The following is a 22,087-nucleotide window of genomic DNA, read 5'->3' on the forward strand; positions in this document are numbered from 1 at the left end:
AACGGTCACCGTCTCGAAGGGGATGGTGACGATCCGCGAAACCTTGATCGGGTGCGGTCACCGTCCTGGCGGGCGGTGGGCTCACCCAGTTCGCTGTCGGGTGCGCCCGCCTCCTCAAAGTGCTGGTGGCCGCACCCGATCAAGGCGTTGGGGGTGCCTACCATCCTCAAAGTGCTGGTGGGCGTCCCCGAAACCTTGATCGGGTGCGGGTGCCGTCTTGGCGGGTGGTGTTGGTACCCAGTGTGGTGATCGGGTGCGTTTGTCGTGGTGAGCGGTGGTGGCTGCTCCCGATCATGAGACTGGGTGCGCTTACCGTCCCGAAGGGGATGGCGACGGTCCGCGAAACCTTGATCGGGTGCGGGTGCCGTCTTGGCGGGTGGTGTTGGCACCCAGTGTGGTGATCGGGTGCGGGTGGTGTTGGCACCCAGTGTGGTGATCGGGTGCGGGCGCCGTCGCGGTGGGTGGTGGGTGCGCCCGATTCGCTTTCGGGTGCGGTCGCCGTCTTCGAGGTGCTGGTGGGTGCACCCGGTGTCTTGATCGGGTGGGGTTGCCGTCCTGGCGAGGGAGTCACTGCACCCGATCATGGTTTTGGGGGCGGCTGCCGGCGGGGTGAGTGGTAGGAGCACCCGATGACGCTTCGGGTGTGTTCGCCAGCCCGGAGGCAGCGATGGGGACACCCGTTCACGGGACCGGGTGTGGGTGCCGTCTTGCGGGAGGGCCCGAGGGGCCTGCGTCGCTGGCAGGACCGTGTCGGGCTACCGGGGGCACGGTGGGGCGTGACTGGCGGGGGCTACTGGCGGAGCGGGAGTCCCGCGGCCTGGTAGATGTCGTCTATCAGGGACATCGTGGTCACCGAGTCGGAGGGTGGGGTCAAGTTTGCGGGGGAGCCGTTGACCGCGGCGGCGAATGCCCGCAACTGATGCGTGTAGGAGGAGGGGCCGGTGAACTTCTCGTGGACGCGGCGGCCCGCCAAGGTCAGCGTGAAGCGGTGGAACAGGTGGGGCAGGATGTAGTTGTCGACTACGAGGGAACCGCGGTCGCCCAGGACCCGGGCCCTCATGCTCAGGATCGTTGTCGACCATATCGAGGTGCGGATCAGGCCGGTTGCGCCGTCGCCCAGGTCGAGACGGGCGTCCATCGCCCGGTCGATGCGGGGTTCGGACCTCAGGGTGCGGGCGCGGGCGCCTGTCACCCGGGGTGTGTTCGGGGAGAGCAGGCGCAGGCAGTGGACGGCGTAGCAGCCCGCGTCCATGAGGGCGCCGCCGGCCAGCCCGTAGTCGTAGCGGATGTCGGAGAACGACGGCAGTGGGAAGCACATCGACGTTTCGACGCGGCGGATCCGGCCCAGTTCGCCGCCGTGCACGATCGCGGCCATCCGGGCGGCCAGCGGGTGGTAGCGGTAGTGGAATGCTTCCATCACGACCAGCCCGCTGTCGGTTGCCGCGGCGGCGACCGCGCGGGCTTGGGCGGCGTTCGCGGTGGACGGCTTTTCGACCAGTACGTGTTTGCCGGCCGACAGCGCGGCGAGGGTCCACCGCGCGTGCCGGCCGTTCGGCAGCGGGATGTAGACGGCGTCCAGGGTGTCGTCGGCGAGCAGGTCGTCGTAGGTTTCGTGGATGACCGGGATGCCGTTTTTCCCGGCGAACGCGGTGGCTCTCATGCGCAGGCGGGCGGCGATCGCGGCTACTTCGACGCCGGGGACGTCCCGGGCCGGGCGGATCAGGGCGGCCGGGGCGATGCGGGCCGCGCCCAGCACACCGATCCTCATGGTGACGATCCTACGACTGCGGGTAGTCGACGTAGGCGAACCGCGCGCCGTCCGGCGACCAACTGTTGACGTTGATGGTGCCTTGACCGCCCGGGAGGGTGACCAGGGTGCGCGGGTGGCGCCAGTCGCCGCGGGTGACGAGGCGTAGTTCGACGGTCAGGTCGGCCGGGTGTCCCCGGGTGCCGGGCGGGTAGCTGAGGTAGACGACCGCGTCTCCGGCCGGCGGCAGGTGCGGGAACCAGTTGACCCGGTCGTCGGTGGTCAACTGTTCGAGGCCGGTGCCGTCGGGGTGGATTCGGGCGATCTGCGCGTTCGGCGAGAACCGTTCGGTGTTGAAGTAGATCCAGTCGCCGTCGGGGGAGTATTCGGGTCCGTCGTCCGGGCCCGGTCCGGTGGTCAGCGGCGTGTTGCCGGTGCCGTCGGCGCCGATGGTCCACAGCGTGCCGGAGGACCAGGCGCCGGGGGTGAGCCCGACGTAGGCGAGGGTCGTCCCGTCGGGGCTGATCCCGTGCAGGAAGTGCATCCACTGCGAGGCACTGGTGATCTTTGTGGCGGCGCCGCCGGTCAGGGGTGCCCGGTAGAGGTGGCCGTCGTTGGCGGACAGGAACACGTCGTCGCCGTAGACCACGTGGTCGTTGTTCAGTTCCGGCACGTCCGGCAGCGGGATCTGCCGGGGCGGCGCGGATCCGTCGGCGGGCAGGTTCCAGAGCAGGCCGTCACCGTTGACGATCAGGTTCCCGCTCGGCGTCCAGTTCGGGGCCTCGAAAAGCACGGTGCTGCTCGTGTGCAGGATCTTCTGAAGACCGGTGCTCATCTCGTACGAGATGACTCGGCATTCCTGGCCGGCGGCGAGTGTGCGGGCGTGACCCATCATCGTGCTCCGATCTGTCGGCGGGCTTCGTCGATGGTCGCGAGGATGCTGACGGTCTCGTCGTGGGTGTGCAGGGGGGATTCCTGCCGTCCCTCGCCGACATACCGGGCGAGCGCGGTGGCCTCCCAGCTCAGCCCGCCGAAGAACGTGATGCCGGTCGGGTCGGTCCAGGTGATCGTCTCGGCGAGGTAGTCGTTGGGGGCGAGCCTGAACCCGCCGGGCACGTGGAACGGGGTGGCGATCTCGATGCGGGCCTCGGAGCCGGCGATCAGGGCTGCCGCCGGTGTCCGGGTCTGCAGGGACGTCGTCAGTACCGACGGTTCACCGGTGCCGTGGTCGGCGAGCAGGATGGCGTGTGCGTCCACGCCGGTGCTGGTGAGACCGCCGGACGTGACGAACGATCGCGGGGTGCCGCGCACCATCGAGTCCAGCTGGATCGGATAGATGCCCATGTCGAGCAGCGCCCCGCCGCCCAGGTCCGGGCGGAACAGCCGTCCGTGCGGGTCCGGGGCGACGGCCTGTCCGAGGTCGGCGTGCACGGTACGGATGTCGCCGAGCACCCCGTCCCGCAGGAGTTCCCCGATCACCAGGGCCTGCGGCTGGTAGCGGCTCCACATCGCCTCCATCAGGAACACCCCGGCGGCGCGGGCCGCCGCGACGAGGGTCCGCGCGTCGGCGGCGCTGGTGGCGAGCGGCTTCTCCATCAGCACGTGCTTGCCGGCCGCGATGGCGCGCAGTCCCTGGGCGAGGTGTTCCCCGGGCGGCGACGCCACGTAGACGACGTCGACGCCCGGGTCCTCGATGAGCGCGTCCTCGGTGCCGTGGGCGCGGTCGATGCCGTGCTGCCCGGCGAACTGCCGGGCCCGTTCGTCGCTGCGGGAGCCGACGGCGGCCACCTTCTGCGCGGTGTGCGCCTGGACGGCATGGGCGAATTCGCCGGCGATCCAGCCGGTGCCGAGGATTCCCCAGCGCAGGACGGGTTCACCGGCGCCGGGAGTGAAGAAGGTGGGTTCGGGCAGCAGCACGGGTGTTCTCCTAGTATTCGGGGAAGTGCTTGCGGACCTGGGCGACTACGCCGGCGGCCTGTTCCCAGGGGTCGCCGAGCACGCCTTCCCATTCGACGCCGAACGGCCCGCGGTAGCCCGCGTCCCGGACCAGCGTCAGGGCCCGGTCCAGGTCGAGCAGCGGGGTGCCGTCGCTCGCCGGGTCGAACGCCTTGGCGTGCACCGCCGCGGCGTGCGGGGCGAGCCGGGCGATCCGCTCGTACACCGGGGTGGTGTCCAGCCCGGTGTCCGGCACGTCGGCGCCGGCGAACCGGCCGTGCGACACCCCGACGAGCGGGTCGAAGTTGCCGAGGTCGAGCAGGATCCCGAGCCGGTCCGCGCCGACCTCGGCGCGCAGTTCGAGGAGGAAGTCCGGGTCGGACGACACGCCGCCGTGGTTCTCCACCAACAGCTGCAGATTCTTCGATGCAGCCGTGTCGGCCAGCCGATCAAGCACCCTGGAAAGCGATAAATCCGGATCCGTTCCTAGATTCACCCGCGCCGCCGAGGACCCCAACCGGGCGGCGACGTCCAGCCAGTACTCGACCCGGTCGGCGTCCGCCCTCCGCGTCGCCTCGTTCCCGGCACCGAGATCACCCACGTCGATGGGCATCCCGGTCACTTCAACATCATTCTCATCGAGTACGTCTTTGAGCCGGCTGATCCTGGCGGGGCTGCTGTCGGCGAGCTGGAGCTGACAGATCTCCACCGCGCTCACCCCGAACCTCGGCCGGACCGCCGCGACGAACTCCTCCAGGGTGTGCGCTGCCGGCATCGGGATCTCCAGCGGGGCCAGTTCCCCGTCCGGGCCGCGCTTCTCCATCACCAGGGGACCGAGACGCTGGAAGAGGCTGAAACTGGAGACGGCGAGCGTACTCATGAGAGCTCCTTGATCCGGGCGTTGCGCCACCGGCACTGCGCGCCCTTGCCCCAGCGGGCGTCGCCGAACATCGCGTCGTTGTCGTGCACCTCGAGGGCGAGGTGGCCGCGGTCGCCGAGCAGGCCGTGGATCGCCTGCGGGTCGTAGTCCGGCCACACCAGGGCCGCGGTGTCCAGCTCGGCGATCTTCAGGCCGTTCACCCAGGTGGTGATGGTCGGCATCGGTCCCACACAGCGGATCCGCAGCTCGTTCCAGTCGCCCCACCGCCACACCTTCAGGAAGTCCTGGACGTCGGCGGCGTAGCTGAGCGCGGCTCGCTTCTCACGGGTGACCGGTTCGGCCGAGGTCGCCGGGTCGTCGGCGCGCAGTCCGATCGGTGTGCTGTTCTCGTCGAGCACCGCGTCGACCGCGAACGGGACGGCGAAGAAGTTGGCCAGCCCGTTGCCGAAGAAGCCGCCGATGCCGCCGGACGGCCGGTGGTCGCAGAGCACCTGGAAACCCTCCCAGGTGTCGCGCTGCCGGCGCAGCATGATGCCGGTGTCGGCGGGCCAGTCCGGGCGGGCCTCGATCACGAGTTCGAAGTCGCCGTAGGTCTGCTCGCTGAGCAGGTAGCCGCCGTATCCGGGGGTGCCCTGCTCGCCGATGACGACACCGTCCTCGACGTACCAGCGGGCGGGGTGCTTCTCCGGCTCGACCGGGGGCTCGATGTTCCACTGCTTGAAGAGGTCCTCCAGCGGCGGGCCGCCGGGGTAGGACGTCCCGTAGACCCGCGGGATCGCCCGCCAGCCGGCCAGGCTGTGGCCGTCGAACAGGTCGACGAAGTCGGACATCGTTCCTCCTACTTGGCGTTCTTGACCGGGCCGAGGACCAGGGCGCCGGCGATCGCGAAGACGGTGCCGGCGATGAACACCGCCGGGTAGTTGTCGCCGCCGGCGCCGATGGCCAGGAAGACCGGGGCGAGGATCGGGGCGAGGGATTGCGGCAGGCTGTTGGCGATCTGGAAGACGCCCATGCCCTTGGCGGCCTCCTCGTTGCTGGGCAGCACGGCTGCGGCGAGGGCGATGTCGACCGCGTAGTACAGGCCCTGGCCCAGGCTGACCAGCGCGGCGCCGACCATGAACTGGGTGAAGTCGTGCGAGAAGCCGATCACGAGCAGGCCGGCGCCGGCGATCAGGGCGGCGACGAAGACGAACGGCTTACGGCGGGAGAACCGGTCGGAGAGCCAGCCGCCGAGCAGCGACACGATCACGGTGATGATCGCGGTGACGAATGTGGAGAAGAACACGAACCGGGCCAGTTCGCCGGCGCCCACCTTAAGATGATCAGTGAGGAAGTAAGCCTGGTACGTCATGAAGAACGCCGTGCCGAGGAAGAGCAGAAACCTGCTGAGGAAGGCCCAGCCGAAGTCGCGGTGCTGGACCGGGTTGATCCAGAAGGACAGGGCGAGGTCCTTGAGGCGGAACGCGGGGACGGCGTTCCGGTCGGCCGGCGAGTCCTTGAAGGTGGCGAGGAACATCCCGAGGGCGATCGGGATGAACAGCCACGGCACCAGGAACATCGCGACCGTGTTGCCGGACGTGAACTGGGTGATGAAGGTGCCGACCAGCATCGCCACGGTGACCGAGAGGCCGAGCAGGCCGGACATGATGCCGCGCTGACGTTCCGGGACGACGTCCGGCATGACCGCGTTGAGGGCGGCCTGGTTGGCGTTCGAGCCCACCTGGCAGATCAGCCAGCCGGCGCCGAAGACAACCATGTTCGGCGAGAACGCCATGATCACCAGGCCGAGCAGCAGCAGGCCGGCGCCGACGATCATCCACAGTTTGCGCTTGCCGATCCGGGCGGTGGTCCGGTCCGAGACGGCACCCCAGATCGGGGCGGCCAGCATCGCGCCCAGCGCGCCGATGGACAGGACCGTGCCGAGCTGCGCGGCCTTCTGCGCCGGGGTGGTGATGTCGGCGACCCGGATCGCGATCGTCACGACGACCGGGGTCAGGATGCCGATCCACGCCGCCACCTGGGCGAACCAGTAGACGAACATGAACCAGGGGGTGACCGGGTCCTGGTGGCCGGTGGTGGTCTTCACGGGTGTGTCATTGGCTATCGATGTCACCGGGGGCTCCTATGAGGGACGCGACCGTGCGAAGGTCGGCGAGGAAGCAGGAGAGGACGTCCGGGGTGGCGACGCCCTGGGTGTACGCCTGATGAGCGCGCCGCCACGCGTACCGGTCGGCGCTCTCGTAGTGGGTGGGGAGAGTGGTCGCGCCGTCCGGCCGGGTGACGGTGGCCAGGACCGGGCGGGCGTCGGAACCGTCGGGTACGGTGAGTGCGGCGACCGTGTCCGTGGTGAAGAACTGCAGCGTATGGGTGGCCGGGCGGGCCGTGGTCAGCGCGACGGTGAGGCCGAGCGGGACGCGGCGGCCGCCGATCAGGCCGGTGCCGTCGGCGAGGGCACTGCCGGCGGTGGTGCGGAGGTGGTCGAAGCGAAGGTCGGTGACACCGGTGACGCGCAGCAGGCGGACCGCGTGCAGGATCGCGGTGTTCAGGTCGTCGCCGTGTTCGAAAGCGGTCACCAGGATCGAGTCGGCGGCGAAGGCCGGGAGGCTCGCGAGACCGGGGGCCCCGCTGAACGGCTCGGCGAGGGTGATGCGGCCGGTGAGCGAAGCATCGGTTGTCTTGGTGAATACAGGGTCGAAAACCAGAATGTCGGAAAAATCATGAGAAAACCACTCGGTACTGCCGTCCAGAACGGTCAATTCTGGAGAAGCGGCAGGGGAGTACCAATCCGGGAGGGTGGCGGCTACCCGGTGGGCGCGATCGGCCACGGAGTCCTGGGCGGTCCAGCGGAGAGTCATGCGGTGGCCCCTACGGCGATGTCTACGGCGAAGGAGATGTCGTCCAGGACCTCGTCGAGCGGGGGCAGGGGCGCGCCGGTGGCCAGCGCTCTCCATTCGGCTTCATAACCGTTCATCGGGTACGGGCCGAATACCCTGACGCCGGATTTATCCGCCAATGTGGCGACTGCGGAACCCGCGTGGACGAACGACGGGGTGAAGTCGACGTGCAGGGACGCGTCCGCGGAGACCGCCTCGAAGGTCCACCGGGGCTGCCAGTGCGGCTGCATCAGACCGTGCAACTCGACGACCGTGTCGGGGGTGCTGAGGTTTATCGCGTACCCGAAAGGCTCCAGGAACCGGGCCGAGAAAAGCGACGGACGCCGGGGTAGAAAAGCGCGGACCAGGGGCAGGTCGTGGATGGCCAGCCCCAGCACGGCGGCCTCGAGCATCGCGCGGCGGGCGGCGTCGTCCAGTTCGCCCATCGCGAACGCCGGCCGGGGCAGCAACTGCGTCGCGGCGTCCTCGAAGCGGTCGTTGAACGGCAGCACGATGCTGGACCGGACGGTGTGCGCCGCGAAGAGGTGCGGCTTGACGGCGGTCCACGCCGGATCGTGGACGTGCATGGCGCCGACGGCGAGCCGGACACCCGCGTTCGCGGCCTCCCGGATGGCCGCGATGCCCTCGGGCGAGGAGGCGAGCGGCTTCTCGCACAGGATGGTCCGCTTGCCGGCCCGGATCGCCGCGACCACCTGCGCCGCGTGGAACTCCGGCGGGCTGCAGATCGCCACGATGTCCACCGACGTATCGGCGAGCAGATCACTTTCGGACGTGGTGGCACGGGCACCCGCACGGGCGGCGACCGCGGCGGCGGTCTGCGGGTTCACGTCCATCACCACGCGGGTTTCGAGCCTGTCGCGCAGCCGGGCGAGGGTCGGCAGATGGATGGTCTGCACCACCGCCCCGGCGCCGAGGAAACCGACGCCGAGCGGGCGGGCGCTCATCCGCGGACCGCGCAGAACGGCTGGGTGGTCAGCCAGTCCCAGGACGCCCGGGTGCTCTCCACCGGCGTGGCCAGGTGCGGCACGTCGACCTCGAGGATCGTCCAGCCGGACCAGTCCGCGGGCAGGGCGGCGAACACCGCGGCGAAGTCGATCGAGCCGCGGCCGGGTTCGATCCAGACGTGATGCTTCAGGGTGGCCGACATGTAGTCGGCGCCGCTCTCCAGCGCCGCCGCGCGTCCGGCCGGGTCGACGTCCTTGACGTGCAGGGCGATGATCCGGTCGGCGTAGTCGGCGATCACCGTCTCCGGGGTGGCGCCGGCCCAGCGCAGGTGGCCGGTGTCCGGGCCGAAACCGAGCGGGCTGCCGGCCGTGGCGTCCAGCACCGCGCGGGTCTCCTCCTCGGTCTCCACCAGCGAGCCGACGTGCGGGTGCAGGCCGTACCGGACACCGATCGCGGCCGCGGCCTCGGTGGCCGCCGCCATGCCCTCGGCGATGATCGCGCTGATCTGCGGGTCGCCGCCGGCGCCGACGGCCGGCGCGGCGATCCGCTCCGGGACCAGGTCGTTGGCGATGAACGCGGTGGAAAGGCCCAGCTCCACGTGCGCCTCGGCGTGCCGGCGGATGCCCTCGACCGCGGCGGCGTGCTGCCGGCGGTCGTGGAACGCGGCGGAGAAGTAGCCGGGGGCGAAGCCCATGCCGGCCTCGTCGAAGTAGGTGCGGTACTCCGCGGTCGGCATCCCCTCGGGGATCTCCACGGTCATCGACCGGAAGCCGACACCGCGCACGTCACGCAGCGCCGTCCGGATCACGTCGGGGTTCAGCAGGTAACCCATGTCGCCGAGGATCCAGGGCAACGGGTTGACGCCCAGCCGGGAAATGGTGGCCATCGGTTTCTCCAAAGGGGTGTCAAGCGACGAGTAGGGGGCGAAGCGTGCGGTAGGCGACCTCGAGTCCGGTTTCGATCTTCGGTTCGGTGCCGCCCCAGACGGGGTCCTCGTGCTCGACGGAGAGCACGCCGTCGAAGCCGCCCTCGTAGAGCGTGTCGACGACGCGGACCCAGTCGACCTGGCCGAGGCCGGGCACCCGGTACCGCCACCAGCCGGTGTCCCACGGGTCCTCGCGGACGACGGCCTTGCCGGGCCAGCCGTACCGGTTGCGTTTCTCCGGGAACAGCTGGATGTCCTTGGCCTGGGCGTGCGCGACCCTGTCCACGTACGGGCGCAGCGCCTCGACCGGGTCGATGCCCATCCACACCAGGTGCGACGGGTCGTAGTTGAGGTAAAGGCCGATCGAGAACATCCACTCCCAGAGCTCCGGGGAGTACGCGAGGTTGCCGGGGTATCCGTCCGGGTGCCAGCCCTCCATCACGCAGTTCTCGATGACGAGCTTGACGCCCCGCTCGCCGGCCCGGTCGACCAGCGGGGCGAACACCCGTTCGGCCTCGCGCAGGTTCTCGGCGACGCTCTGCCCGGGGTGCCGTCCGACGAACGTGCCGACGGTCGGCACGCCCAGCTCGGCCGCGGCGTCGATCAGTTTCAGCACGTGGGCGTTGACCGCGGCCCGCTCGGCCGGGTCCGGATGCAGGTTGTTGTCGTAGAACGCCAGCGACGACAGGGTCAGCCCGTGTCCCGCGAACAGATCTTTGATCTCATCGGTACGCAGCGCGTCCGGGTCGACGTGGGTGGCGGTGAACGGGCGGTCGCCCAGGTTCGGCCAGGCCGCCACCTCGAGGGCCTCGTACCCGTGTCCGGCCGCCCAGCTCACGATGTCGGAGAGCGTCCGGTCCGGCAGGCACGCGGTCAGGAATCCGAGCTTCATCAGGGGACCTCCACCCAGTTACCGGTCTTCGCGGCGTCCAGCACCGCGTTGGTGATCGTCGCGGCGCGCAGGCCGTCGGTGAACGTCGGCAGGCCGTCGACCGCCTCGCCGCGGACCGCGCGGTGCACGTCGCCGACGAACGCGGTGAAACAGTCCTGGTAGCCCATCGGGTGCCCGACCGGGATCGGGTTGTACGGGGCGGCGTCCGGGTGGGACGCCTCGGCGCCTCGCGGAACGATCCTGCTCTCGGCACGGCCCCCGACCCACAGGGAATCCGGATTCTCCTGGTCGAACTGCAGGGACGCGGTGTCGCCCTCGACGGAGAACCACAGCCGGTTCTTGCGGCCGGGGGAGACCTGGCTGATCACGGCCGAGCCGAGGACCCCCCGGTCCGTCTCGAACATCAGCGTGCCGCCGTCCTCGGTGAGCACCGGACCGCCCGGGCGGTCGATGGTGAACAGCTTCGCGGTGAGCCGGGCGATCCGCTGGCCGGTGACGAACTCGATCAGGTCGCACCAGTGCACCCCGATGTCGCCGAACGCCCGCGAGCTGCCGCTGGTCGCCGGGTCCACCCGCCAGTTGCTCTCCTGCGGGCGGGACAGCCAGTCCTGCAGGTAGGTGCCGTGCAGCAGGCGCAGGTCGCCGGCCTCGCCGTGGGCCACCCGGGCCCGGGCGTCGCGGACCGCGCCGTAGAAGCGGTAGACGAACGGGACCGCGGCGACCGCGCCGGCCGCGCCGGCCTGCTGTTCCAGTGCCGCGGCCGAGCCGAGGTCCATGGCCAGCGGCTTCTCGCAGATCACGTGCTTGCCGGCGGCGATCACCGCGGCGGCGATCTCGGCGTGCAGGTGGTTGGGGGTGCAGACGTGCACGATGTCGACCGCGGGGTCGTCCAGGACTTCGCGCCAGTCGGTGACGCCGCGGTCGGCGGCCAGCCGGCCGGCGGCGCTGCTTGCGGTCGCGGCGTCCCGGGTGACCACCGCGACCAGGTCACCGCCGGCGGCGCGGACGGCCCGGGCGTGGATCTCACCGATCATGCCGATGCCCACGATCGCTGATCCGAGTCGTCGTTTCATGGCACTCTCCGAACTCTGTTTCCGGCTCGTTTCGCTCCGGTGCGGCAAACTTATGTGCGCGAGATCCATAAGTCAATGCTCTGGGAACCTGGAGTGGGAGGTGGGGAACAATGGGGGAGTGTCCGTTCTCGATCCCCGCTTGACGACGCTCTCCGCGGTCCTCGACCTGGTACGCACGGGACGAGCCGCGACCCGCCCCGAACTGGAGACACTCACCGGGCTCGGCCGCAAACTGGTCGCCCAGCGGGTCGGCGAACTGATCGAGGCCGGGCTGCTCCGCGAGGACTCGTTCGGGCCCTCCACCGGCGGCCGGGCGCCGCGCCGGTTGCGGTTCGCGGCGGACGCCGGGTGCCTGCTGGTCGCCCACTACGGCGCGACCGGCGTCGGCGTCGGCATCGCCGACCTGTCCGGCGCCGTCGTCGATCTGGTGCACCGCGACCACCACATCGCCGACGGCCCCGAACCGGCCCTGGCCCTGGCCGTGGATCTCTGGGAGATGCTCCTCGAGCGCCGTGCGCAGAAGCCGCCGGTCTGGGGCGTGGGCATCGGGGTGCCCGGGCCGGTCGAGTTCTCCACCGCCCGCCCGGTGTCGCCGCCGATCATGCCGGGCTGGCACGAGTTCGACATCCGCGACCGCGTCCACCAGCGCTTCGAGGTGCCGGTCTGGGTCGACAACGACGTGAACGCGATGGCCCTGGGCGAGTTGCGGGCCGGCGAGGCACGCGGCGTCCAGGACTTCCTCTACCTCAAGATCGGATCCGGTATCGGTGCCGGCCTGGTCTCCCGGGGCAGCCTGCACCGCGGGGCTCAGGGCGTGGCCGGCGACGTCGGGCACACCGCCACTCGCGAGCAGCGCGGCGTGATCTGCCGCTGCGGCAAGACCGACTGCCTGGAGGCGGTGGCCGGCGGCGCGGCCCTGATCGCCTCGGCGGGCAGGAGCGGCATCCTCGCCCGGCGCCTCGCGGAGAGGGGGCGGCTCGCCGTCGACGACCTGCGCTACGCGGCCGAGCACGGCGACCCGGAGATCATCGCCCTGCTCACCCGGTCCGGCCGCCTCGTCGGCGAGATGCTGGCCAGCGTGGTCAACCTGTTCAACCCGTCCCTGGTGATCGTCGGCGGGCACGTGGCCGAGGTGGGTGACGCCCTCCTGGCCGGGGTGCGCCAGACCGTCTACGAGCGGTCGCTTCCCCTGGCCACCCGTGACCTGCGGATCGTCCGCTCCATGCACAGCGACGTGGTCGGCGTGACCGGCTCCGCCTTCACCGCCATCGACGAACTGTTCGCCCCGGCCGCCCTGAGCCAGTGGATGGACCGGGGCTCCCCGGCGGGCCTGCGCTCGCTCTGATTTCGCCTTTACGTAATTACGTTATGGTGGGTGGATGAGCGATGACGACCGTCTCGCCGCGCTCGAAGCACGCGTGGCAGCCCTCGAGAAGAAGATCCAGCACGCCGCCACCCCCGACCCCGACACCTTCTGGGCACTCGAAGGACTCATCGAGCGGGTCGGCGACCCCGGCGCGGTGATGATCACCGGGCATGCCGCCCTGCCCGACGGCCGCGTCGCCCGGTGGCAGGAGGGCGCCGCCGTCGCCGAACTCCTCGACTCCGACTGGTCGCCGCACGCCGCCGTGCTCGCCGCCCTCGCCCACCCGGCCCGGATCGGCCTGCTCGCCCGGGTGCTCCAGGGCGCCTGCACCGCGCAGGAGCTGGTGCGGATCGACGGCATGGGCACCAGCGGCCAGGTCTATCACCACCTGCGCCAGCTCGTCGCCGCCGGCTGGCTGCACACCGTCGGCGGGGGACGTTACGAGGTGCCGGTCGCCCGCGTCATCCCCCTGCTCACCACGATCCTGGGAGCCCGCCGATGAAACGCGCCATCGCCCGCCTGCAGACCTGGTGGCTGCGGCTGTTCGTCCTGACCGTCGTCGCCACGATCGTTCTGGACGTGCCCCGGCCGTACGACCTGATGGCGGCCGCCGTTCCGTTCGTGCTCGCCTTCGTCCGCGCGCCCCGGTCGGAGCGCCCGCCGGTCGACCTCGCACCGCCCGTCCGGGGCCGCTGGGTGGCGATCAACAGCCCCGGCTCGGCCGTCCCGAGCCATGGCGTCAAGGCCTACGGGCAGATGTACGCGGTCGACCTCCTCCAGGCGTCCGCCGACGCCCCGGCGAAGGTCGGCTGGTCGGTGCGTACCCAGGCGCCGGAGACCTTCGCGTGTTTCGGCGAGCCGGTGCACGCCATGGCGCCGGGCGCCGTGGTCCACGCGTCGGGGACCCAGCGCGACCACCGCAGCCGCGACACCTGGCCCACCCTGCTCTGGATGATGATCGTCGAGGCGTTCGTCCGCGAGTTGGGCGGCGCCGCCCGCATCCTCGGCAACCACGTGATCGTCGAGCATGCGGACGGCACCTGTGCGGCCTACGCCCACCTGCGCCGGGGCTCGGTCCGGGTGCGCGCCGGCGACCGGGTGGCCGCCGGCGAGCAGCTGGCCGAGGTGGGCAACACCGGCAACACCTCCGAACCGCACCTGCACGTGCAGTTGATGGACGACCCGCGGCCGGTGGCGGCGGCCGGCGTCCCGATGCGCTGGCCGGACCTCACCGTCGACGACGGCGAGACCGATCCGCGCTGGTCCACCGGTGATCCGAAACCCACCGCCATGTCCGGCTTCCCCCGTAACGGCCAGCTCTTCGACGCCGGAACAAGCCGTTGCCACCCCGGCCCCGAGGTGCCATAGTCCACTCAAGACGCCGTACGGGGGAGCTGATCGATGAGTGCTGACGTGCCACCACGTGTCCAGGCCCGGGCCACGGAACTCGGTTTCGATCCGCTGGTGGCCCGGATCCGCCACCCCAACGGCGGCGTCTACGCGGCCATCTACGCCGGCTATCTCCTGTTCGCCGTCGGCCTGGTGCTGGCCGGCGTCGCGGGGCTGGTCACCGGCAACAGCCGCCTCGACGATCCGGGTTTCTGGCTGGTCTCCGCCCCGATCCTTGTGCTCAGCGCCGCGGCGGCCGTCTGGCTCTACCGCGGCATGGTCGGCTCGGTCACCCGGCGTGCCTTCTACCTCTACCCGCAGGGCTATCTGTACGTCGCCCCCTCCGGCCGGGTGGCCCGCGAGAGCCGGTGGGACGGCGTCGCGATGATAGAGGGCATGGAGGGGGTCGCACTCCAGGTGCAGGTCGCCGGGCGCCGCACGGTGTTCGTGATCAAGCACTTCAGTGGGCGGTCGATCCGGTTCACCGAGCGGCACGGGCGGGAGGTGCTCGGCCCGATGGCGTACGAGTTGCGCCAGGCGGCCGCGGCGGCCAGCCGGGACAGTGGGACTGTGCTCTGACTCGTACCCTATGAAAGGTCTCTGCTCCAGGCGGTGAGGGCGGGGACGCAGCGCTCGGCGAACGACTCGTAGTCGGCCGGGGTGTTGTAGGCGTGGGCCGAGAGCCGCAGATAGCCCTGTCCGCCGAAGGTGGAGAAGGCGCACTCGGCGTTCAACTCGTCCAGGACGCGGGCGCGCAGGGCGTCGGGAGCGCCCGGTGCCGCGCCCAGCGAACCCGGGAGGCGGATCAGGCGCATCGGCCCGGTCGGCATGCCGACGTCGACGGCGTGGTCCTCACCGGTGATCGCGGTGAACGCGGATGCCACCAGCGCGGCGGCGTCCGATGCCACCTTTTCCGTGTATTTCCGGACCTGATCCCAGCCCCAGAGTCCCTCGATCTCCGCCAGCGCGCGCGGAGCCACCAACTGGGCCGTGGCGTCCAGCGTGCCCTGGGTGTCGAAACGGGACGGGAACGGCTCCGGCGAACCCCACGAGTCGATCGTCGGGAAGAGGTCTCGACCGTCCTTCGTGACCAGGACCGCGGCGCCGGGCGGGGCGCAGGCGAACTTGTGCAGGTTGCCCACCCAGTAGTCGCAGTCCAGCCCGTCGAGGGGCCGGTCGATCAGGGCCGGCACGTGCGCGCCGTCGACCAGGACCGAGATGCCCCGCTTGCGGGCGGCGGCGCTGATCGCGGCGACCGGCAGGAAACGGGCGGTCGGCGAGGTGACGTGGTCGATCACCACGAGGGCGGTCCGTGCGGTGAACCTGTCGATCACCGCCGCGGCCGCCTCCTCGGGGCCGGCGGCCAGCGGGACGCGTGCCCGCCGCAGCGGCCCCCGCCGTTCGGCGCCCATCACGACCGCGCCGTACCCGTGGTCGGTCACCAGGATCTCGCCGCCCGTGGGGAGGTTCAGGCTCTGGAAGACCGCGCTCGCCCCCGCGCTGGCGTTCGGCACCAGGGCCAGGGTCCCGGCCGGGACGCCGAGGAAGTCGGCGATCGGGGTACGCGCGGATGCCACCCGGGACGGCAGGCCGGCGAACCAGCGGACCGGGGCCGCGTTCATCTCGGCGCGCAGGGCGTCCTGGGTGGCGAGCACGCGGGCCGGTGCGGCGCCGAACGAACCGTGGTTGAGGTGCAGGAGGTCGTCGCTGAGGGGCCAGGCGGCGCGGGCCGGACGCCCGTCGGGAAGAAGAAGCACGGTGAAATGTTACAGGCAGGCTACCGACGTGAGTTGATTGCACCCTTTGTCCAGGTAAAAGACCGAACTTGCCGCGAGTGGCCGCGAACTATTCCCTGCCGGTGAAAGCATGTGACATAGTACAGCGGTGTTCACCACTCCTCAGGTTCTCATCGTCGGGGCCGGCATCGTCGGCGCGGCGATCGCCCGGGTCATGGCCCGGGCCGACTGCGACGTCGTCGTGGTCGACCGGGGTGCCACCGCGGGCGGCACGTCCGCGAGCGGGGAGGGCAACATCCTCGTCTCCGACAAGGGGCCGGGCGCCGAGCTGCGCCTGACCCAGCGCTCCCTGCGGTCCTGGGAGACGATCCGGGCCGAGCTGCACCACGAGCTTCCCGGCGACTTCCCCGGTCTGGAGCTCGACTACAAGGGCGGCCTGGTGGTGGCCACCACCGACGCCGGCGCGAAGGCCCTGCTGGAGTTCGCCGAGACCCAGCGCGACGCCGGCGTGATCGCCGAGGTCGTCGACGACGCCCGGGCCCACGAGCTGGAGCCCGACCTGACCCGCGACCTCACCGCCGCCGTCTTCTATCCCGAGGACGCCCAGGTCCAGCCGGTGATCGCCACCGAGGCGCTGCTGGCCGCGGCCCGCCACCACGGCGCGCGGATCCGCCAGCAGGTCGAGGTCACCGGCGGCATCGTCGAGAAGGGACGCCTGGTCGGCGTCGAGACCACCGCCGGACCGCTGCGCGCCGACCTGGTGATCGTGGCCGCCGGTCCCTGGTCGGGTGCGGTCGCCGAGCGGCTCGGGGTCAGCCTGCCGGTCCGGCCGCGCCGCGGCACCGTCCTGGTCACCTCGCGGATGCCGCACCGGATCCACCGCAAGGTCTACGACGCCGACTACGTGGGCGCGGTCGGCTCCGGCTCGGCGGACCTGCAGGTCTCCAGCGTCGTCGAGTCCACCGCGGCCGGCACCGTCCTGATCGGCTCGTCCCGCGAGCGCCGCGGGTTCGACGAGCGGATCGAGGCGCGGGTGCTCGGCGCCCTGGCGTCCAAGGCGCTGCTGCTCTTCCCCTTCCTGGCCGACGCCCAGGTGATGCGGGCGTACGGGGGGTTTCGCCCGTTCGTGCCGGACCACCTGCCGATCATCGGGCCGGACCCGCGGCTGCCCGGCCTGTGGCACGCTACCGGGCACGAGGGCGCCGGCATCGGCCTGAGCCTGGCGACGGCCCACCTGCTGGCCGAGCTGATCTTCGAATCCACTGAGGGCAACGAGTTCCGGCTGGACCGGCCCGGCCTGGAGGGGGAGCTGTGAGCATCCACGTGAACGTGGCCGGGGAGCAGGTCGAGGCGCAGGTGGGCCAGACCGTCGCCGGCGTGCTGATGTCCGGGGGCCGGATCTCCTGGCGGACCAGCCGCAGCGGGCAGCCGCGCGGGGTGTTCTGCGGCATCGGCGTCTGCTTCGACTGCCTGGTCGTGGTCAACGACCTGCGGGACGTCCGCGCCTGCCAGCGCCGTGTCGTGGACGGCGACCGGATCGAGTTCCAGGAGGACGACCATGCCTGAGGGCTCGGCGACAACGGTCGTGGTGATCGGTGGCGGGCCGGCCGGGATGGCCGCGACCCTCGCCGCGCGCCGCCGGGGTGCCCGGGTCGTCCTGATCGAGGCCGGTGACGACGTCGGCGGGCAGTACTGGCGGCACCTGCCGGAGACCCGCGCCACCGCCGACGAGCACACGTTCCACCACGGCTGGGAGAGGTTCCGGACCATGCGGTCCGCGATCGTGACCGACCCCGAGGTGGAGTTGATCCTCAACGGGCACGTCTGGTCGGTGGATCGCCGCGACGGGCGCCCGCCGCTGGTGCACGTGATGATCGGCGCGGCCGACGGTCGACGCCGCCAGGCGCGAACGTTCGACCCCTCGTCCCTGGTCATCGCCACCGGGGCGCACGAGCGGACCCTGCCGTTCCCCGGCTGGGATCTGCCCGGCGTGTTCACCGCGGGCGCGGCCCAGGCCCTGGCCAAGGGCGAGCGGGTCGCGGTCGGCACGAACGTGCTGGTCGCCGGGGCGGGCCCCTTCCTGCTGCCGGTGGTGTCCAGCCTGCTGAAGGTCGGTGCGACGGTGGCCGGCGTGGTCGAGGCGGCCGGCTGGCCGCAGATCACCCGCGGTTGGGGCGCTCGTCCCTGGCGGTTGGCGAAAGCGAGCGCCAAAGGTGTCGAGCTAAAGGGATATATCGCCGAGATGGCGAAAAATCGGATTCCTTACACCGTGGGGTCCGCCGTGATCGCCGCGCACGGCATCGACCGTGTGGAAGAGGTCGTTGTCGCGCGGCTGACCCCCGACTGGTCCCCGATCCCCGGCACCGAGAAGACGATCACCGTGGACGCCGTCTGCGTCAGCCACGGCTTCGTCCCCCGGACCGAACTGGCGATCACCGCCGGCTGTGCCCTCGACAAGGACACGGTGAAAACTGATCAGAACCAGCGGACCACCGTGCCCGGAGTGTTCACCGCCGGCGAACTGACCGGCATCGGCGGCGTCGACCTGGCGCTCGCCGAGGGCGAGATCGCCGGAGCCGTGGCCGCCGGCGGCGCACCCCCGCCCGCCGCCGTCCGGAAACGGAAGACCTTCCGGGAGTTCGCCGGCCGGCTGGACGCCGCGCACGGCATCCGTCCCGGGTGGCAGACCTGGGTGGACGACACCACGCTGGTCTGCCGCTGCGAGGACGTCACCGCCGGAGAGCTCCGCGACACCGCCCGGATGACCGGGTCCCGCGGACTGCGCTCCCTCAAACTCACCACCCGCGCGGGCCTGGGCATCTGCCAGGGCCGCACCTGCGGACGCGCCGTCGAGGACATCCTCGCGGCGGCCGTGGGACCGGACGGCCTGCTCGACGCCGGCCGGACCGCACATCGCCCCCTCGCGGTTCCCCTCAGACTGGGGGAACTCGCCACCACCGGAGAGGACGCCGGATGAGCCCCGAGCCCACCGATCTTCGCGGAGTCATCGTCGCCACCGCGCTGCCCTACAAGGAGAACCCGTCCGCGCCGGCCGGTCTCGAGGTCGACTACGACAAGTTCGCCGAACACTGCGACTGGCTGATCAGCAACGGCTGCCGCGGCGTCGGGCCGAACGGCTCGCTCGGCGAGTACTCGTCGCTGACCGATGCGGAGCGCCGCAAGGTCATCCAGGTCGCCGTCGAGACGGTCGCCGGCCGGGGCGTCGTCGTCGCCGGTGTGCACGGTCCGGGCTGGCACCAGGCCAAGCACTGGGCCGAACTGGCCGCCGAGGACGGTGCGGACGGTCTGCTCGCGCTGCCGCCGACGATGTACCGGGCGAGCAACACCCAGGTCGTCGAGCACTACGCGAAGCTCAGCGAGGTCGGCCTGCCGATCATGATCTACAACAACCCGATCGACACCAAGGTCGACCTGGTGCCCGAGCTGGTCGCCGAGATCGCCCAGCTGCCGAACATCTCCGCGATCAAGGAGTTCAGCGGCGACGTCCGCCGGCTCTTCGAGATCAAGGAGAAGTGCGACATCGACGTCGTCGCGGGCGCCGACGACGTGCTGTTCGAGCTGATGGCCGACGGTGCGGTCGGCTGGTTCGCCGGTTTCCCGAACGTCTTCCCGCGCGAGTCGGTGGAGATCTACGAGCACATGCTGGCCGGCCGGTTCGTCGAGGCCCGCGAGCTGTACAAGCACCTGGTCGCGGTGTTCCGCTGGGACTCCCGGGTCGAGTTCGTGCAGGCCATCAAGCTGAGCATGGACATCGTCGGCCGGTACGGCGGCCCGTGCCGTCCGCCGCGCGGACCGCTGACGCCGGAGCACACCGCCCAGGTCACCGCGGACACCGAGCGGGCGGTCGCCGCTCTCGAGGCGTACCGAGCGGTGGCGGTCTGACATGCGGGCGGCGCGGCTGTTCTCCGCCGTCGACTCGCACACCGAGGGGATGCCGACGCGGGTCGTGACCGGCGGTTTCGGCGTCATCCCCGGGGCGACCATGAACGAGAAGCGGCTGCACTTCATCGAGCACCTGGATCATCTGCGCCGCCTGCTCGTCACCGAACCCCGCGGGCACGCGGCGATGAGCGGGGCGATCCTGCAGCCGCCGACACGCCCGGACGCCGACTTCGGCGTGCTCTACATCGAGGTGTCCGGGCTGCTGCCGATGTGCGGGCACGGCACCATCGGGGTGGCCACCGTGCTGGTGGAGACCGGCATGGTCGAGGTGGTCGAGCCGGTCACCACGATCCGGCTGGACACCCCGGCCGGCCTGGTGATCGCCAAGGTCGCGGTCACCGACGGGCACGCCGACAGCGTCACGCTGGAGAACGTCCCGTCGTACTGCGAGCGCCTCGACGTGACCGTGGACGTGCCCGGGTACGGCACCGTCCCGTACAGCCTGGCGTTCGGCGGGAACTTCTACGCCATGGTCGAGCTGGACGCGCTCGGCCTGCCGTTCGACCGGTCTCACCAGGACGAGATCCTCAAGGCCGGTCTGGCGATCATGGACGCGATCAACACGACCGCGCCGCCGAAGCACCCGAGCATCGACGGCGTGGACCAGTGCCACCACGTCGAGTTCCTCGCACCCGGTTCGGACGCCACGCTGTCCCGGCACGCGATGGCGATCCACCCGGGCTGGTTCGACCGTTCGCCGTGCGGCACCGGCACCTCGGCGCGGATGGCCGAGCTGCACGCCCGCGGTGAGCTGCCGCTCGGCGTGGATTTCGTCAACGAGTCCTTCATCGGCAGCCGGTTCACCGGCCGGCTGGTGGGGGAGACCACCGTGGGCGACATCCCGGCGGTGCTGCCCACCATCACCGGCCGGGCGTGGATCACCGGGATCGGGCAGTACATGCTTGATCCGACCGATCCGTACCCGGCGGGTTTCGAGTTCTGAAGGAGTCCTCATGACGATCGCGGCTGCGCACGCCGCCCGTGTCCCGATGCGCCGGTCCACCCCGGAGCAGCGGGCGGACTGGCTGGAAGCGGTGGCGGCGGCGCTGGACGCCGCGGCCGAGGAGCTGATCGGCATCGCGGCGGGGGAGACCCACCTGCCGCTGCCGCGGCTGACCGGCGAGCTCAAGCGGACCACCTTCCAGGCACGCCTGTTCGCGCAGGGCCTGCGGTCCGGCGAGCTTCTTCCGGTACGCGTGGACCCGGCCGACCCGGACTGGGGCATGGGCCCGCGTCCCGACCTGCGCCGGACCGTCGTGCCGATCGGTCCCGTGCTGATCTTCGCGGCGAGCAACTTCCCGTTCGCGTTCAGCGTGTTCGGCGGTGACACCGTCTCGGCGCTGGCCGCGGGCTGCCCGGTGGTGGTCAAGGCCCACCCCGGCCACCCGCTGCTCTCGCGTCGCACGGCTTCGCTCGTGACCGGGGCGCTTGTCGAGGCGGGCGCTCCGGCGGGCGCGTTCGCGCTGATCGAGGGCGTGGAGGCATCCCTCGACGCGCTGCGCGACCCGCGGATCAAGGCGGTCGGTTTCACCGGTTCGACCAAGGGCGGCCGGGCGCTGTTCGACATCGCCGCGGCCCGTCCCGAGCCGATCCCGTTCTACGGCGAGCTGGGCAGCGTCAACCCGGTGGTGGTCACCCCGGCCGCGTGGGCCGAGCGGGGTGCCGCGGTGGCCGAGGGCTGGGTCGGGTCGCTCACCCTGGGCGCCGGGCAGTTCTGCACCAACCCGGGCGTGGTGCTGGTGCCGGACCCGGAGGGCTTCCTCAAGGCGGTCGACCTGCCGGTTCCCGGCCGGATGCTCACCCCGGGCATCGAGGAGGGCTTCGCCTCGGCGGTGGTCCAGGTCGGTTCCCATGCCGGGGTACGGGTGGCGGCCGAAGGTCCCGCCAACGACCAGGGTGTGCGGTCCACCGTGCTGAGCGTGGACGCCGGCGACGTGATCGCCGACCCGGGAGTGCTGGACGTCGAGATGTTCGGCCCGGCCGGGCTGGTGGTCGGTTACGCGTCCCAGGACGAGCTGCTGGCGGTGCTGCGGCAGGTGCCCGGCCAGCTCACCGGCACGATCCAGGGCCACACCTCGGGCGACGACCCGGTGGCGGTGGAGGCGGCCGACGTGCTCGCCGAGACGGCCGGCCGGATCGTCTGGAACGACTGGCCGACCGGGGTGACGGTGTCCGGCGCGCAGCAGCACGGCGGTCCGTACCCGGCGAGCACCTCGCCGGCGTCGACGTCGGTCGGGCTGGCCGCGATCACCCGGTGGCAGCGGCCGGTCGCGTTCCAGGGCGCGCCGGATTCGGTCCTGCCGCCGGAGTTGCGGAACCACTGAGTGCCGTACTCTGTGGTC

General features: G+C 71.2%; 22 protein-coding genes. 10 read left to right on the top strand and 12 right to left on the bottom strand.

Annotation, left to right across the window (positions count from 1 at the left end; translation table 11 throughout):
• Positions 1 to 790 precede the first annotated feature (790 nt).
• From QSK32_RS15450 to QSK32_RS15500, 11 genes are read right to left on the bottom strand one after another with little or no spacing between them, the layout of a single operon-like run.
• Entirely contained in the window at positions 791 to 1,768 is a 978-nt protein-coding gene (locus QSK32_RS15450) for a Gfo/Idh/MocA family protein (RefSeq protein WP_285472294.1), read from the bottom strand.
• 10 nt (positions 1,769 to 1,778) lie between these two features.
• Positions 1,779 to 2,582: a TolB family protein gene (locus tag QSK32_RS15455; RefSeq protein ID WP_285472295.1), complete on the bottom strand. Its 804-nt coding sequence runs from the start codon at positions 2,580 to 2,582 to the stop codon at positions 1,779 to 1,781.
• 56 nt (positions 2,583 to 2,638) lie between these two features.
• On the bottom strand, positions 2,639 to 3,664 hold the full coding sequence (locus tag QSK32_RS15460) for a Gfo/Idh/MocA family protein (protein ID WP_285472296.1): 1,026 nt from the start codon (positions 3,662 to 3,664) through the stop codon (positions 2,639 to 2,641).
• Between the two features lie 10 nt (positions 3,665 to 3,674).
• On the bottom strand, positions 3,675 to 4,562 hold the full coding sequence (locus QSK32_RS15465) for a sugar phosphate isomerase/epimerase family protein (protein WP_285472297.1): 888 nt from the start codon (positions 4,560 to 4,562) through the stop codon (positions 3,675 to 3,677).
• Entirely contained in the window at positions 4,559 to 5,392 is an 834-nt protein-coding gene (locus QSK32_RS15470; protein ID WP_285472298.1) for a 3-keto-disaccharide hydrolase, read from the bottom strand. The genes QSK32_RS15465 and QSK32_RS15470 overlap by 4 nt, the downstream gene beginning before the upstream one ends.
• 8 nt (positions 5,393 to 5,400) lie before the next feature.
• Positions 5,401 to 6,648 (bottom strand): MFS transporter, encoded by a 1,248-nt coding sequence (locus tag QSK32_RS15475; protein WP_285472299.1) that lies wholly within the window; start codon positions 6,646 to 6,648, stop codon positions 5,401 to 5,403.
• 7 nt (positions 6,649 to 6,655) lie between these two features.
• A complete protein-coding gene (locus QSK32_RS15480; protein ID WP_285472300.1) occupies positions 6,656 to 7,417 on the bottom strand; it encodes a hypothetical protein in 762 nt (253 codons plus the stop codon).
• On the bottom strand, positions 7,414 to 8,400 hold the full coding sequence (locus tag QSK32_RS15485; RefSeq protein ID WP_285472301.1) for a Gfo/Idh/MocA family protein: 987 nt from the start codon (positions 8,398 to 8,400) through the stop codon (positions 7,414 to 7,416). Before QSK32_RS15485 ends, QSK32_RS15480 begins: the two co-directional genes overlap by 4 nt.
• Positions 8,397 to 9,287: a sugar phosphate isomerase/epimerase family protein gene (locus QSK32_RS15490; RefSeq protein ID WP_285472302.1), complete on the bottom strand. Its 891-nt coding sequence runs from the start codon at positions 9,285 to 9,287 to the stop codon at positions 8,397 to 8,399. The genes QSK32_RS15485 and QSK32_RS15490 overlap by 4 nt, the downstream gene beginning before the upstream one ends.
• A gap of 19 nt (positions 9,288 to 9,306) precedes the next feature.
• Entirely contained in the window at positions 9,307 to 10,218 is a 912-nt protein-coding gene (locus QSK32_RS15495) for a sugar phosphate isomerase/epimerase family protein (protein WP_285472303.1), read from the bottom strand.
• The gene (locus QSK32_RS15500) at positions 10,218 to 11,291 is read right to left on the bottom strand and encodes a Gfo/Idh/MocA family protein (RefSeq protein WP_285472304.1); all 1,074 of its coding nucleotides are present in this window, start codon (positions 11,289 to 11,291) and stop codon (positions 10,218 to 10,220) included. The genes QSK32_RS15495 and QSK32_RS15500 overlap by 1 nt, the downstream gene beginning before the upstream one ends.
• A 118-nt stretch (positions 11,292 to 11,409) precedes the next feature.
• Here QSK32_RS15500 and QSK32_RS15505 point away from each other — a divergent pair, with 118 nt between their 5' ends.
• Genes QSK32_RS15505 through QSK32_RS15520 form a run of 4 tightly spaced genes read left to right on the top strand, consistent with a single transcriptional unit; the run spans position 11,410 to position 14,625 of the window.
• Positions 11,410 to 12,636: an ROK family protein gene (locus tag QSK32_RS15505; protein WP_045743786.1), complete on the top strand. Its 1,227-nt coding sequence runs from the start codon at positions 11,410 to 11,412 to the stop codon at positions 12,634 to 12,636.
• A gap of 34 nt (positions 12,637 to 12,670) precedes the next feature.
• Positions 12,671 to 13,159 (top strand): helix-turn-helix domain-containing protein, encoded by a 489-nt coding sequence (locus QSK32_RS15510; protein WP_285472305.1) that lies wholly within the window; start codon positions 12,671 to 12,673, stop codon positions 13,157 to 13,159.
• Positions 13,156 to 14,025: a M23 family metallopeptidase gene (locus QSK32_RS15515; RefSeq protein ID WP_285472306.1), complete on the top strand. Its 870-nt coding sequence runs from the start codon at positions 13,156 to 13,158 to the stop codon at positions 14,023 to 14,025. The genes QSK32_RS15510 and QSK32_RS15515 overlap by 4 nt, the downstream gene beginning before the upstream one ends.
• A gap of 33 nt (positions 14,026 to 14,058) precedes the next feature.
• Entirely contained in the window at positions 14,059 to 14,625 is a 567-nt protein-coding gene (locus QSK32_RS15520) for a hypothetical protein (RefSeq protein WP_045743784.1), read from the top strand.
• An 8-nt stretch (positions 14,626 to 14,633) separates the two neighbouring features.
• On the opposite strand, the gene QSK32_RS15525 is transcribed toward QSK32_RS15520, so the two are convergent.
• Positions 14,634 to 15,803 (bottom strand): aminotransferase class V-fold PLP-dependent enzyme, encoded by a 1,170-nt coding sequence (locus QSK32_RS15525; protein ID WP_285472307.1) that lies wholly within the window; start codon positions 15,801 to 15,803, stop codon positions 14,634 to 14,636.
• A gap of 127 nt (positions 15,804 to 15,930) precedes the next feature.
• Between QSK32_RS15525 and QSK32_RS15530 the strand changes: the two genes are divergently transcribed.
• Genes QSK32_RS15530 through QSK32_RS15555 form a run of 6 tightly spaced genes read left to right on the top strand, consistent with a single transcriptional unit; the run spans position 15,931 to position 22,069 of the window.
• Positions 15,931 to 17,097, top strand: coding sequence for an NAD(P)/FAD-dependent oxidoreductase (locus QSK32_RS15530; protein ID WP_045743782.1), 1,167 nt, complete (start codon positions 15,931 to 15,933; stop codon positions 17,095 to 17,097).
• The gene (locus tag QSK32_RS15535; RefSeq protein WP_285472308.1) at positions 17,094 to 17,348 is read left to right on the top strand and encodes a (2Fe-2S)-binding protein; all 255 of its coding nucleotides are present in this window, start codon (positions 17,094 to 17,096) and stop codon (positions 17,346 to 17,348) included. The genes QSK32_RS15530 and QSK32_RS15535 overlap by 4 nt, the downstream gene beginning before the upstream one ends.
• The gene (locus tag QSK32_RS15540) at positions 17,341 to 18,759 is read left to right on the top strand and encodes an FAD-dependent oxidoreductase (RefSeq protein WP_285472309.1); all 1,419 of its coding nucleotides are present in this window, start codon (positions 17,341 to 17,343) and stop codon (positions 18,757 to 18,759) included. Before QSK32_RS15535 ends, QSK32_RS15540 begins: the two co-directional genes overlap by 8 nt.
• Positions 18,756 to 19,685 (top strand): dihydrodipicolinate synthase family protein, encoded by a 930-nt coding sequence (locus QSK32_RS15545; protein ID WP_045743780.1) that lies wholly within the window; start codon positions 18,756 to 18,758, stop codon positions 19,683 to 19,685. The genes QSK32_RS15540 and QSK32_RS15545 overlap by 4 nt, the downstream gene beginning before the upstream one ends.
• Before the next feature lies 1 nt (position 19,686).
• Entirely contained in the window at positions 19,687 to 20,688 is a 1,002-nt protein-coding gene (locus QSK32_RS15550; RefSeq protein WP_045743779.1) for a proline racemase family protein, read from the top strand.
• 10 nt (positions 20,689 to 20,698) lie between these two features.
• On the top strand, positions 20,699 to 22,069 hold the full coding sequence (locus QSK32_RS15555) for an aldehyde dehydrogenase (NADP(+)) (RefSeq protein WP_045743778.1): 1,371 nt from the start codon (positions 20,699 to 20,701) through the stop codon (positions 22,067 to 22,069).
• Positions 22,070 to 22,087 lie beyond the last annotated feature (18 nt).

It is taken from the genome of Actinoplanes sp. NBRC 101535, from assembly GCF_030269225.1.
GTDB classification, from domain to species: domain Bacteria; phylum Actinomycetota; class Actinomycetes; order Mycobacteriales; family Micromonosporaceae; genus Actinoplanes; species Actinoplanes rectilineatus.

What these genes read in the sequence shown, in the direction of transcription:
- QSK32_RS15450 (WP_285472294.1), bottom strand. Translation starts at nt 1,768, where the DNA reads ATGAGGATCGGTGTGCTGGGCGCGGCCCGCATCGCCCCGGCCGCCCTG.
- QSK32_RS15455 (WP_285472295.1), bottom strand. Translation starts at nt 2,582, where the DNA reads ATGAGCACCGGTCTTCAGAAGATCCTGCACACGAGCAGCACCGTGCTT.
- QSK32_RS15465 (WP_285472297.1), bottom strand. Translation starts at nt 4,562, where the DNA reads ATGAGTACGCTCGCCGTCTCCAGTTTCAGCCTCTTCCAGCGTCTCGGT.
- QSK32_RS15470 (WP_285472298.1), bottom strand. Translation starts at nt 5,392, where the DNA reads ATGTCCGACTTCGTCGACCTGTTCGACGGCCACAGCCTGGCCGGCTGG.
- QSK32_RS15480 (WP_285472300.1), bottom strand. Translation starts at nt 7,417, where the DNA reads ATGACTCTCCGCTGGACCGCCCAGGACTCCGTGGCCGATCGCGCCCAC.
- QSK32_RS15485 (WP_285472301.1), bottom strand. Translation starts at nt 8,400, where the DNA reads ATGAGCGCCCGCCCGCTCGGCGTCGGTTTCCTCGGCGCCGGGGCGGTG.
- QSK32_RS15490 (WP_285472302.1), bottom strand. Translation starts at nt 9,287, where the DNA reads ATGGCCACCATTTCCCGGCTGGGCGTCAACCCGTTGCCCTGGATCCTC.
- QSK32_RS15495 (WP_285472303.1), bottom strand. Translation starts at nt 10,218, where the DNA reads ATGAAGCTCGGATTCCTGACCGCGTGCCTGCCGGACCGGACGCTCTCC.
- QSK32_RS15500 (WP_285472304.1), bottom strand. Translation starts at nt 11,291, where the DNA reads ATGAAACGACGACTCGGATCAGCGATCGTGGGCATCGGCATGATCGGT.
- QSK32_RS15510 (WP_285472305.1), top strand. Translation starts at nt 12,671, where the DNA reads ATGAGCGATGACGACCGTCTCGCCGCGCTCGAAGCACGCGTGGCAGCC.
- QSK32_RS15515 (WP_285472306.1), top strand. Translation starts at nt 13,156, where the DNA reads ATGAAACGCGCCATCGCCCGCCTGCAGACCTGGTGGCTGCGGCTGTTC.
- QSK32_RS15520 (WP_045743784.1), top strand. Translation starts at nt 14,059, where the DNA reads ATGAGTGCTGACGTGCCACCACGTGTCCAGGCCCGGGCCACGGAACTC.
- QSK32_RS15540 (WP_285472309.1), top strand. Translation starts at nt 17,341, where the DNA reads ATGCCTGAGGGCTCGGCGACAACGGTCGTGGTGATCGGTGGCGGGCCG.
- QSK32_RS15545 (WP_045743780.1), top strand. Translation starts at nt 18,756, where the DNA reads ATGAGCCCCGAGCCCACCGATCTTCGCGGAGTCATCGTCGCCACCGCG.
- QSK32_RS15550 (WP_045743779.1), top strand. Translation starts at nt 19,687, where the DNA reads ATGCGGGCGGCGCGGCTGTTCTCCGCCGTCGACTCGCACACCGAGGGG.
- QSK32_RS15555 (WP_045743778.1), top strand. Translation starts at nt 20,699, where the DNA reads ATGACGATCGCGGCTGCGCACGCCGCCCGTGTCCCGATGCGCCGGTCC.